General features: G+C 47.2%; 14 protein-coding genes. 9 read left to right on the plus strand and 5 right to left on the minus strand.

All coding sequences use genetic code 11. The features are described from left to right. Positions 1-9 precede the first annotated feature (9 nt). The 7 genes from AC58QG_RS32530 to AC58QG_RS32560 all read left to right on the plus strand — a co-directional run bounded on the left by AC58QG_RS32530 (position 10) and on the right by AC58QG_RS32560 (position 6,181). A complete protein-coding gene (locus tag AC58QG_RS32530) occupies positions 10-381 on the plus strand; it encodes an STAS domain-containing protein (RefSeq protein WP_497366162.1) in 372 nt (123 codons plus the stop codon). Next, positions 378-824: an anti-sigma B factor RsbW gene (rsbW, locus tag AC58QG_RS32535; protein WP_497366163.1), complete on the plus strand. Its 447-nt coding sequence runs from the start codon at positions 378-380 to the stop codon at positions 822-824. Before AC58QG_RS32530 ends, rsbW begins: the two co-directional genes overlap by 4 nt. Continuing rightward, positions 821-1,594, plus strand: coding sequence for a sigma-70 family RNA polymerase sigma factor (locus AC58QG_RS32540; RefSeq protein WP_497366164.1), 774 nt, complete (start codon positions 821-823; stop codon positions 1,592-1,594). The genes rsbW and AC58QG_RS32540 overlap by 4 nt, the downstream gene beginning before the upstream one ends. Before the next feature lie 101 nt (positions 1,595-1,695). Further along, positions 1,696-4,476, plus strand: coding sequence for a CHASE3 domain-containing protein (locus AC58QG_RS32545; protein WP_497366165.1), 2,781 nt, complete (start codon positions 1,696-1,698; stop codon positions 4,474-4,476). Next, on the plus strand, positions 4,371-5,339 hold the full coding sequence (locus tag AC58QG_RS32550) for a CheR family methyltransferase (protein WP_497366166.1): 969 nt from the start codon (positions 4,371-4,373) through the stop codon (positions 5,337-5,339). Before AC58QG_RS32545 ends, AC58QG_RS32550 begins: the two co-directional genes overlap by 106 nt. A gap of 215 nt (positions 5,340-5,554) precedes the next feature. Continuing rightward, positions 5,555-5,719: a DUF1328 domain-containing protein gene (locus tag AC58QG_RS32555; protein WP_497366167.1), complete on the plus strand. Its 165-nt coding sequence runs from the start codon at positions 5,555-5,557 to the stop codon at positions 5,717-5,719. 69 nt (positions 5,720-5,788) lie between these two features. Then, complete coding sequence (locus AC58QG_RS32560) at positions 5,789-6,181, plus strand: YflT domain-containing protein (RefSeq protein ID WP_497366168.1); 393 nt, start codon at positions 5,789-5,791, stop codon at positions 6,179-6,181. Positions 6,182-6,251: 70 nt separating this feature from the next. Here AC58QG_RS32560 and AC58QG_RS32565 read toward each other — a convergent pair whose 3' ends face one another. The 4 genes from AC58QG_RS32565 to AC58QG_RS32580 all read right to left on the minus strand — a co-directional run bounded on the left by AC58QG_RS32565 (position 6,252) and on the right by AC58QG_RS32580 (position 8,966). Beyond that, positions 6,252-6,452: a cold-shock protein gene (locus tag AC58QG_RS32565; RefSeq protein ID WP_082562262.1), complete on the minus strand. Its 201-nt coding sequence runs from the start codon at positions 6,450-6,452 to the stop codon at positions 6,252-6,254. 65 nt (positions 6,453-6,517) lie between these two features. Beyond that, positions 6,518-6,718: a cold-shock protein gene (locus tag AC58QG_RS32570; RefSeq protein WP_028555458.1), complete on the minus strand. Its 201-nt coding sequence runs from the start codon at positions 6,716-6,718 to the stop codon at positions 6,518-6,520. A 262-nt stretch (positions 6,719-6,980) separates the two neighbouring features. After that, on the minus strand, positions 6,981-7,334 hold the full coding sequence (locus tag AC58QG_RS32575; RefSeq protein ID WP_497366169.1) for a hypothetical protein: 354 nt from the start codon (positions 7,332-7,334) through the stop codon (positions 6,981-6,983). A 117-nt stretch (positions 7,335-7,451) separates the two neighbouring features. Beyond that, positions 7,452-8,966, minus strand: a complete 1,515-nt coding sequence (locus AC58QG_RS32580; RefSeq protein WP_497366170.1) for a copper amine oxidase N-terminal domain-containing protein — start codon at positions 8,964-8,966, stop codon at positions 7,452-7,454. Positions 8,967-9,123: 157 nt separating this feature from the next. Between AC58QG_RS32580 and AC58QG_RS32585 the strand changes: the two genes are divergently transcribed. After that, positions 9,124-9,663, plus strand: a complete 540-nt coding sequence (locus tag AC58QG_RS32585; protein ID WP_497366171.1) for an NfeD family membrane protein — start codon at positions 9,124-9,126, stop codon at positions 9,661-9,663. Between the two features lie 18 nt (positions 9,664-9,681). Next, entirely contained in the window at positions 9,682-11,127 is a 1,446-nt protein-coding gene (locus tag AC58QG_RS32590) for a flotillin family protein (RefSeq protein WP_497366172.1), read from the plus strand. Positions 11,128-11,415: 288 nt separating this feature from the next. Here AC58QG_RS32590 and AC58QG_RS32595 read toward each other — a convergent pair. Continuing rightward, positions 11,416-11,677, minus strand: a 262-nt coding sequence (locus AC58QG_RS32595; RefSeq protein WP_497366173.1) for a transposase, incomplete at its 5' end; no start/stop codon positions are given.

Consider the following 11,677-nt stretch of genomic DNA (forward strand, 5'->3'; position numbering starts at 1 on the left):
GGTCATCACGTGAACGCTATACGTAAATTTATGTTTTACAAACAGTCAGATGGGAAAGAAAATAGGATATATCTTAGCGGGGAGCTCGATCTCTCTGCGGCGTCTTCACTAGCCAGTGTTCTGGACTCGGTGGTTAGAAAAGAAGAAGAGGGACTCATCCTAGATTTGAAGGAGTTAAAATATATAGATAGCACGGGAATCGGGCTCATTGTCTCAGCAATTAAAGTAAGGGCTGCTATGCGCGCTTCGTTCCAGATTGATCATATCCCGACGAAAGTTAGACGTTTATTTGATATCACGGGTGTATCCAGCTATTTGCATAACAATGGCAGTTTAAAAGAAAATCAAGGCGCAGCTGAAAGGAAAGAAGAAATCATATGAGCCCATACATCGGCCTGACCATACCGGCACAAGCGGATTATTTGGATATTGTTCGACTCACCCTATACGGTGTTGCCACTAAAGCTGGCTTCACCTTTGAAGATATTGAAGATATGAAAGTCGCTGTCGCGGAGGCTTGTAACAATGCCATCCTTCATGCCTATGCAGAGGGAGAGATAGGGACGGTAGAGATTCAATTTGAGCCTAGCGAGGGCTATATGAAAATAACGGTGAAGGATGAGGGCGACAGCTTTCATTATGTTCAAACGGACCCTGAGGAAGTTACCCTGCACCATAAATCGATTCATGAAGCTTCGGTTGGCGGACTAGGACTCTTTCTGATGCAAGCCCTAATGGACGATGTACAGGTGCTTGCGCGTGGAGGGCAGGGAACTGAGGTTATTCTAACCAAGCAGTTAAATAGAAAAGAGGAGATGGTATGAATGCCAAAATAACGGCTTCTTCCTCCGACCCTTTATATGATATCTATGAAAAAAAGAAGATTTATAAGGAAACCGGATGCCTAGAGGCGGCTACGACCTTGCTGCTGCACTATGAACCAATAGTTAGGATGGCAGTAGGTAAAATGTCGCGAAGCCGGCCTGACCTCTATGAAGATCTCTTTCAAGTCGGTCAGATGTCCATGCTCAAGCTGTTTACGCAGTATGACCATGCGATGGAGGTCCCTTTTGAAGGCTATGCTATGAAAAGCCTCATAGGTCATCTCAAGAATTACTTGCGTGACAAATCATGGTACATACAGGTTCCCAGACGCATTAAGGAAAAGGGAGCGCAAATTCAGCGTGCAGTGGACGAACTGACGGTAAAGTTGGAACGCTCGCCGAATGTCGATGAAATCGCAGCTTATTTAGAGCTCAGTTCAGAAGAAACTATTGAGATTTTAGCCGGTCGTGACTACTATCATTACACTTCCTTAGATACCCCTCTCACGAGTGAAGGGGATGGGGCAACAATTGGAGATATGATTGCAGGTACCTCCGATGACTATCAGGTTTTAGAGAGGCGCATGGATCTAGCGGAAGCCATGGATTGTTTGAAGGAAGAGGAGCGCACCGTGATTGGGATGATCTACCAAGAAGGGCAATCCCAACGCCATATTGCAGATCAGCTAGGCATCTCTCAGATGAGTGTATCTCGTATTCAGAAGAGGGCCATGACGAAATTAAAAACCGCCTTGACCCCGAACAGCTAAAAGCTAACCTATCAGCCTGCCAGAGGCTGCAAATGTGGTATAGTAGGATAGTAGATTGTAATCTTACATTTGCTACCAACTGTACCGGGAGGCACTTTCCTATGTTTACTTCCATCCAACTAAAGATTAAGCCCAAAATTATTATTGGCTACGTAGTCATCCTTATCTGCCTTGGACTAGCATTATTGCTCGTGAGCGGCCGAGTGACAGCTCTTCAAAAAGAAGTTAGCTATGTGTCTTCTCATGATATGGAAGTACACGATCAGCTGCACGGCTTATTGAAACATGTGCTCGATATGGAAACGGGCATGCGTGGATATGTCATCACAGGCGATGAGCAGTATCTGGATCCTTATTATGCAGGCAGTCGAAGCTGGCAGGAGACGTATACCAAAGTTCGTCAACTTGTCAGTGATAATCCCTCCCAGGTGCAAAGCTTGGAGGCGATCGAAGCGACGATTCAGACCTGGTTGAAAACAGGTGGGGACTACGTCATTCGCATGAAAAAGGAAAACAATACGTCTGCAATCAATGAATTTTATAAGCAGAATGCAGGCAAACAATTGATGGATCAGCTGCGGACGCAATTTGACGCTTTCCTCCTTACAGAGAAGAAGCTTACCTCCCAAAGAGTCCAGCAAATCGCCCAAAGCAACTATAATCTTAAGGTTGTTCTTTTTACGATTCTAGGCCTTATTTCGATTGTTGCTGTTGTGGTGGCTTTCATTCTATCTAATTCGATTACGAACACAATTAAACAAGTCACTCAAAAAATTCGTGATATTACGTCTCTAGAGGGCAATCTGGCATCGCGGATTGAAGTGACATCGAATGATGAAATCCGCGTACTGGCCGAAGCTACGAATGAGCTGTTGGCGAGTTTGGAGAAGACGAACTGGATTCAATCCAGTATCACCGAGGTTTCCACCCTCTATCAAGGTATACGTGATATAACCGTGCTGAGTGAAGCCTTTATTCAAAAGCTTGCTCCCATGCTAGAAGCTAGTTATGGCGTTATTTACTTGAGGCAGAACGAGGGAGGGCAACCTTCTTATGTGAAAATTGCAGGATATGCCGCTTCCGGACAATATCAAGCGGTATCAAGTTTTCAATTAGGTGAGGGCTTGGTTGGACAGTGTGCGGTCGACCAGCGGATCTTCTTAATGGATAACCTTCCTGATAATCATGTGAAAATAACGTCTGGTCTCGGGGTTTCAACACCTCGCAGCTTGCTAGTCGCACCAATTCTTGTAGATGGAAGAACAGAGGCTGTTATTGAGTTAGCCTCACTTCATCAATTTGAGTCCAAGCATCTGACTTTGATTGATTCTCTGCAAGAGAAGTTCGGGACTGCGATTACGAGTGTCCGCAGCCGTATGGAAGTGGAGCGGCTCCTATCTGAGTCGCAGATTCTGACAGAGGAGCTGCAAGCTCAATCAGAGGAGCTCCAGACACAATCGGAAGAGCTGCAGATGCAGCAGGAGCAGTTGCGGATGACGAATGAGTTTCTGGAGGAGCAGAACCATTTCGCTGAGCAGAAAGCGACGGAACTTGAGAGAGCCAAAGACGAGCTCGAAGAGTATTCATTGAAGTTAAAGACAAGTTCACAATATAAATCCGACTTCTTGGCGAATATGTCCCATGAGTTGCGTACACCGCTGAATAGCATCATGATTCTTTCGCAAATGCTAGCCGAGAGTAACGGAGACATGCCGATGTCCGAAGTTGTGGAGTACTCGCGGGTGGTGAATGCGGCTGGTCATGATTTGCTGTCTCTCATTGATGATATTCTGGATTTATCCAAGGTGGAAGCTGGGAAAATAGAGATTATGCAGGACGAAGTGAATGTGACGGAGCTTCCGCAGTCCATGGAGCTTATGTTCGCCCCTGTTGCGGCTAAGAAGTCGCTTGAATTCGAGATTATACTCGAGCCCAATGTACCGTCCGTCATCGTGACAGATGGCCAACGCCTACAGCAAATTCTGAAAAATCTGCTATCGAATGCATTCAAATTTACGGAAAAAGGTTCTGTTTCCATGCGAATTGCTCTCGCGGAATCGGCGCGTATTAGGGAACTTCTCCATCGAGCGCCAGAGGAAACAATCCTTGCAATTTCGATTAAGGATACAGGTATTGGGATTCCGATTGATAAGCAGCAGATCATTTTCGAGGCTTTCCAGCAAGTAGATGGCACAACCAATCGTCAGTATGGAGGGACGGGCCTCGGTCTATCGATCTGCCGCGAATTCACACGATTGCTTGGAGGCACGATTGTTGTTAAGAGTGAGCTGCATGTGGGCAGTACGTTCACCTTGTATATTCCAAGTTGCCAAGAAGATTCTATCCTTCCTGGTGATGCCTATACACGAGATCAGGTTGCGGTTTCAAGTGAGCACGACGTTCCGTATGGTGGGGGCACTTCCTACCAGAAGAGCTTCTATAGCGAAGCCGAGCCATCTCTGGAGGTACCGATTCACGCGGATGCTCAGCTGTTTGAAGGCAAAAGGGTGTTGCTTGTCGATGATGATGCTCGTAACGTGTTTGCTCTGGTTAGCGCTTTGGAATTAAAAGGTGTAACCGTCGTTGTCGCCGAGAATGGTAAAGAAGCAATCGATCTATTAACTGTGAAGCCAGATTACGACTTGGTATTAATGGATATCATGATGCCAGTTATGGGTGGCTACGACGCAATGAAGGAGATACGGGAAGGGCTTGAGCTGCGTCATTTACCGATTATTGCATTGACCGCGAAGGCCATGAAGAGTGAGAAGGAGAAATGTCTAGAAGCGGGAGCGTCGGACTATATTACGAAACCGCTGCAGATGGAACAGCTCTTCTCATTGATGCGCGTATGGTTGACGAAGCAGGTGAAAAAGCATTGACACGTGAGCCTCAGGATGGATGGAATGAGTTGGAAGAGATACCTGACGAGGAGCGGCAAAATATTGAGATCAATCTGCTCTTGGAGGGCTTATATCAAATGTACGGATTTGATTTCCGTCATTATGTGCGCTCCTCCTTGCGTAGACGCATTTTGAATCGTATGAAAATGGAGAAGCTGCCGACGATTTCAGCACTCCTGGAAAAAGTGCTGCATGAGCCGCTTTTCGTAGACAAACTACTAGGTGACATGTCGATTCGCGTGACGGAAATGTTCAGAGATCCGAGCTTCTTCCATGCTTTTCGGACCCAGGTCGTGCCAGAGCTTCGGGAATACCCGGAGATCCGCATATGGCATGCGGGTTGCGCGACGGGCGAAGAAGCCTATGCCATGGCAATCCTCATGCAAGAAGAGGGCTTGGCGGACAAGACCCGAATTTATGCCACGGACATGAATGAGCAAGCGATTGAAATCGCGCAAAGAGGGGCTTTTCCGCTGAAGCAAATGCAGTTGTATACCACCAACTATTTGGAATCTGGCGGCACCAAAGCATTCTCGGAGTATTATACAACGGATCATCAGTATGCGTATTTCAAACCGCAGCTGAAAGAAAATATGATGTTTGCCCAGCATAACCTGGTGACAGACGGCTCCTTTAACGAATTTCACGTCATCCTCTGCCGGAATGTGATGATCTACTTCGATCCGAAGCTGCAGCAGCAGGTGCACAATTTATTTTACAGCAGCTTAACCCCGCAAGGTTTCTTGGGTCTGGGGAAGAAAGAATACATTCTATACGTGCCAGAAGGTGTGTACTACGATGATTTTGTGCCCCATGAGCGGATTTACCGTAAGAAATCGTAGACGTTGTAACAGGATCGGTTGTCCCAATGGAAAGGAGCTAAGAGGCGTGTTGCGCTTAGCTCCTTTGTTGTATGCAAATACTTTCAGTTTCGTGTACAAATGGTCACATGGGCTTTGGGATACCTCTTTTGTGTATGTTTCATTTTGAAGCAGTATGGGTAATAGATAGCATAGCAAGATGAACACTATCGCCAAGGAAGAGAGAGGTGTTGGGTATGCTAGGATGGGCTATGATGTTTCTCGTTATTGCGCTAGTTGCAGGTGTTTTTGGATTCTTTGGGATTGTCTCAACAGCCGTAGGTATCGCAAAAATTTTGTTCTTTGTCTTCCTAATTATGTTCGTTGTTTCTCTGATTTTTGGCAGACGTCGAGGCGTCTAAACACAGCATCTAACCTATAGGTAACACAGATTCACCCAAATAAAATCAAAGTGACGAGGAGGAAATACCATGAGTACGAATACCAGAGTAAGTGTGACATCGAGTCTTGAAGATACGCAAAACAAGGTACTGCAATTGCATAGCGAAGGCTTTAAAAAAGATCATATTTATGTTCTGACACACAGTGCTGAAGGTACAGATTACGTCGCGGAGTATACGGGTGCAGAGCAGATTTCGATGGCCGAAGAAGGATTGTTCACGTCGATCGCCAATCTTTTCCGATCACGTGGTGAGGAGCTGAAAGTGAAGATCATGGCGCTCGGTGTGCCTGAAGCGGAGTCAGCCAGACTCGTAAATGAACTGGAGTGGGGGAAAATCCTAGTGTTAGCCACGCCTGCCTTGAGTGAAGAGGAAACCGTGATGATGTACCAAGCCAATGGATTCCAGCCTCCATTTTTATAAGAGGATTATTCTATAAAAGATAAAAGCCCCGTATCTCCTAAAGTGGGAGACACGGGGCTTTTCGCCGGATTCATCGCCTGCTGCTTGTGTTCGATAAGGTTGGGAGCATCTTTAAATCCTTGACCATGGATGAATTGCAAATCGGACATGCGGGACTATCCGCGAATGAAAAGTTATCTCTCATCCAGCAAGAGCACTGTTCAGTGCTGCAGGTCCAGATGCTGGTTTGTTCCTCCGGTACTGGTTCCAATGATTTTTTTGAAAAGTACAATCGAACTCCTCCTTGTCATAATTGACTCTGACGCGCAAGCAGTTAAAGCAATATGTGATGAAGGACTACAGCTTGACTACATTTTCAGCTTGCGGTCCGCGGTTACCTTGAACAACTTCAAATTGCACACGTTGGCCTTCATCCAAGCTTTTGAAACCTTCCCCAGTAATGGCGCTGAAATGAACGAATACGTCATTGCCGCCTTCCATTTCGATAAAGCCAAATCCTTTTTCTGCGTTAAACCATTTCACCGTACCAGTTTCCATGTGTTCATAAACCTCCAACAATAATTTGTGCCTGCGCTCCTCATCGGCGGAATCAACTCGATCCGAAGAGCTTGTAAGTCATTAACGCAGCTTTGATAATATATCCATTATTAGGGAAGCTTATTCCACTTTTCTGAAAAAACATCAGAGTTATTTTCAGACGGCAATGACAGTGCAGGCCTCCTACGAACGCTCCGTAAAACAATAAGGAAAAAAGCTCGCTCCCTCGGCCTACGGCCATGAGGAGAGCGAGCTTTCTGTCTTAGGCGAGCAGAAGAATAACCAAAAGTTCGAAAAGCACGAGCGTAATAATTTGGTTATATTGCGCTGGCGTATAGATCGGTCTGTGATGTCCTTGATGGTGGCCATGATGAGGATCAGTATTCAGATATACGTGATGGCCGTCTGCATTAATGAGAACACCCTCATGTGTATGCCCATCGATCGTAGTTACACGAATCTTGCGGCCTATGTGTGGGTGCAGGGCATGCATGACCGCGTCTCTTTTGTGCTTCATCATGTGCTGCCAGTTCGGTTCAGCTTGATACACCATATGAGGTCCTTGGTGTCCATGATGTCCTTGTGGTCCGTGAGGTTGCATCGGATTAGTATACATAAACGTTCACTCCTTCTCGTACGACTGCGTCCTCGCAGCAGGCTTTTTGCCTAGGTTCATTACTAGACTATTCAGCCGTTCGAAAAGGGTGATCGCCCATGAGCTTCTAATTTCGGATTAGTCGCGGTGGATGGTCACAACACGTGTATCATTGTTAAACGAAACCACGCAGCCAAGCTGCTCAGCAATGAAGCGGATTGGGACAAAAGTGGAGTTATCGGACAGTGTAGCCGCGCTCTCTAATTCAGGAACGGATGCACCGTTTACCGTTGCGTTTTTGCTATCCAACGTCAATAGGAGTGTTTTCCCCGTTAGGAAATCGGTAATCGTCACTTGGCGCAGATCGCCGTTCCAACCCACTTCAGCACCAAGCTGCTCGGAAACGAAGCGAACCGGTACCATCGTCGTGCCATTTGTATTAATAAATGGTTGAGGTGCGTCTCCCGTAGCTCCCGAACCGTCGGTAGCCATATTGATATCCTTTTTCGTTACTCGCAAATCATCTTTAAGCATCTTGTACAACGTAGATTGTTTCTCTAAGTTAGCAAGTACTTTGAAGATTGCCGTAGCATCTGGTTTAAGAAGAAGGGCATCCGTTGTATTGATTGTGCTCGCCTTAACAGCTTTATTCAAATTCCAAGTTTCACTCACAAAAGAGAGCTTAACCGCGGCAGCACCATTTGTTGATTTAGTAATCGGCATGTTGACCGCTATGCTTTGCTTACGAATTTGCTTATCGCCATCGAAGTAAACATCTGCTTGAAGTGACGCCTTGGCATTGAACATATCTTTCGTTGGATCAATAGAATCCGTCATGCCCTCTAAGTAATCGTGAATCGGGCCGTACACAAAACCAAGTGTGAGGTCTTTGTTCGTAAGAAGACTCAGTGTAATGCTTTTATCGCCAGCTTGAATTTGCGCCTCGATCACGGGTAAAAGTGCGTCGTACAACTGGCTAAGCACTTCCTTGAGGCCAGCCTCGTCAGCAAGAACGTTAGCAAGCAGCTTTTGCAGAAGGGAAGCCAACTCCGTGCCGCTAAGCTCTACATGGGCTTTTTGCAACGAAAGGGATTCGCCATTGACCTTATCAGTTACTGAAGTAATTGCTAGATTAGCTGGGTCCGGGGTATTTCCTAAAATAAGTCCGATGAGTCCGGGTTTAATCTCAAGTAATTTATTACCGAATTGTTCTTGGATTGCTTTAGGTAAGAAGGACAAGAAAGAAATATTGGCTCCGCCTAAAAGATCAATAACAATCGGCTTGGGCGAGCCCTCAATGCTTAGATTAATTTTCGTTCCTTCCGTGGCAATTGTGAAAGGGATCGAACCTTTACTATAAACAATTGTGCCCTCTGCAGACAAATGCTGGCTGTCCTGCGTTTTTACAGCAAGTTCAACCTTTACATTTTGCAGGGCAGCAAGTGCAGCTTTTTCCTGAGCGGTTAGCTTAGACGTATCACCAGGAACGAGCTCAAGCTGCAGCGTCCCCTTAGACTCGGAAGACTTCACGTTCGCGCCATTTTGAACGGCTTTCGCCAGTTCCAAGCCTTGTATTGATTGACAACCCGTTAGCGTCAACATCATGATTACCATTGCTGCCGAAATTAACCAAGTCCATTTTTTTGAATGCATGGGATAATCTACTCCTTCTGTTTAATAGAATTAACGATAAGTCATCGAATGATTATACGCAAGAAGTACGAGAAGGATGCGCTAGTAACTCCTATATTTTCAGAAGCGAAACCTTTTATTACCAAATTCGTCTATATTTATGTGGGAGGTAAAGCCGATGATGACGTTGTTTGTTGTTTGTTTTTTTGTAGGTCTCGTACTTACGTTGCTCATCACACTCTTTGGTGTGGACAGCTTGGAGCTGCATGGCGATGCAGGCGGTACACATGGACACGGGCATAGCGGCCCATCTTGGTTCAATATGTCCTCATTGCTCGCGGGTTTGACAGTGTTCGGCGGCATGGGGTACATCCTTAACAAGGTTGGCATGACAAGCGGTTTACTGATTCTTCTCCTTGCCATTGCTGCCGGCCTAGTGATGGCGTGGCTCTTCTTTCTTTTGTACGCGAAAGTCATTTATAAGCACGATGACAGTATGAAGGAGAGCGATTTTGAGCTCGGCGGTCAGTTAGGAAAGCTTACAGTTCCGATCATTGGAAAAGGCATGGGTGAAATGGTGTATGTGCTCCAAGGAACCACACGCACCATCAGCGTTCGTTCCGAGAACGGTGAGTCCCTGGCGAAAGGGACGAAGGTTGTTATTTTGAACATGAGCAAAGGTGTTGCTACGGTGACGGAATTTAGTGAATTTGAATGATGGGGAGGTACGGCAGATATGATGTATTCAGTGCTTATTATGGTAGTTGCCATTGTAGTTGTTGTTTTCATCTTACTGGCTTCGATTGTTAAAGCGTATAAGAAAGTGCCGCCGAATGAAGCGATGATCGTGTTTGGTTTAGGTGGCAAAAGAGTCGTGCAAGGCGGCGGTACGTTCGTAATCCCGGGTTTTCAGAGCTATAAAACCATCTCGATGATGCTCACCAGCTTTGACGTGAAGCCAGATCAGCCCATGTTCTCCCTGCAAGGTATTCGTCTCAAAATCGAAGCCGTCGCTCAAATCAAAATCCAAAGTGATCCCATCGCGATCGCAACCGCTTCCGAGCAGTTCCTTGATCATTCGATGGCGGAGCGGGAAGCGATGATTTTACATTCTGTAGAAGGACATTTACGGGGATTAGTCGGGCAATTGACGGTAGAATCTATTCTCAAGAACCCGGATGAGCTTAACAGCAAGATGAGGGAGACGTGTTCTGAGGATTTGGATAAAATGGGGCTCAACCTCATCTCCTTCGTACTGAAGCGGGTAGCGGATGATCAGGGGTACATTGAAAACTTGGGTGTACCTGAGGTGGAGCGGATTCGCAAAAGCGCTAGCATTGCCAAAGCGGAAGTCGAGCGAGACATTCAAATTCGGCAGGCGGATACGGAAAAGGAGTCGGCTATTCGTAAGGCGGAGGCTCATCAATTGACGATTGAAGCGGAGAGCGCCGCATCAGCGAAGGAGGCTCAGTACCGCAAGGAGCTCAGCATGAAGGAAGCGGAGTTCAAGCAGGAGACGACTAGTCGTCAGGCGGAAGCGGATTTGGCTTATGAATTGAAGCAAAAGCAAATTCAGCAGCTGCTCGTGACGGAACAGGTACGTATCCGTCAGATGGAAGCAGAGGCGAACAAAACCGTTCGCCAGATCGAGGTCGAGCTGAAGCAGAAGGAGCTCGAGGCTTCTGTCATTAAGCCAGCCGAAGCGGAGAAACAGGCGGCTATCATGCGCGCCGAGGTGAGTAAGCAGCGGCAAATTCTCGAAGCTGAGGCGGATGCGGAGTCGACGAGAAAGCGCGGGGAAGCTACGGCAGAAGCGGAGCTTGCCAAAGGGAAGGCGAACGCGGAAGTCGTGCGCCTAGCGGGGCTTGCGGAAGCGGAGGCGCTGGAGAAGAAAGCCGAGGCCTACAAGCAGTATACGCAGGCTGCAGTGACGGTGGAAATCCTCCGCATCCTGCCGGAGCTGGCAGAGAAAATAGCAGCACCGCTGAGCAACGTGGATAAGATCACCGTGATCTCACAGGACGGTTCGACGTCTGGCGTGAATCGGATCACCGGCGATATCGCCAAAATGATCGCCCAGGTGCCGGAGATTACCCAGACGCTCACAGGCAAAAGCGTGACCGACTTGGCACGCGCGTTCCTAGGTACGGATGCCGACCCGACGTTGAAGCGGGAGGGGTAAGGACGGGGGCGTCTGTAAGGCCCGAAAAGGACCTTAAAGGTTTGGCGGCCGAGGCAACCGCGTGCTTTTGAGCCGAATAGGGACCCGAAAGGGCGCTAAACTCGCGCGGCGTTGCCCGTGACCGTCAATAAGGCCCGAAAGGGGCCTTAAAGGCTAGGCGTCCGAGGCAACCGCGAGCTTTTGAGCCCGAATAAGGCCCCAAAAGGGCGCTAAACTCGCGCGGCGTTGCCCCGTGACCGTCAATAAGGCCCGAAATGCTCTTCTGTCAAGAAAGTGGACGTCACTAAGTTAAGCCAACTGCTGGTAGTATAGCTGCTCGAATTGCGCGGGGGACATGTATCCAATTGTGCTATTCGACCTTGTCCGGTTATAAAAGAACTCAAGATACCTATATAGCTTCTGCTGGGCTTCTTGTTTGGTTTTGAATTTTGGGTTGCTATAGATGAATTCACGCTTCAAAATGCTATGAAATGCCTCGATGCAGGCATTGTCATAACAGTTGCCTCTACGACTCATACTCGGCGTTATACCGTAGCTTTCGAGCTGTTTG

The sequence above is a fragment of the Paenibacillus sp. J22P169 genome (assembly GCF_059691995.1).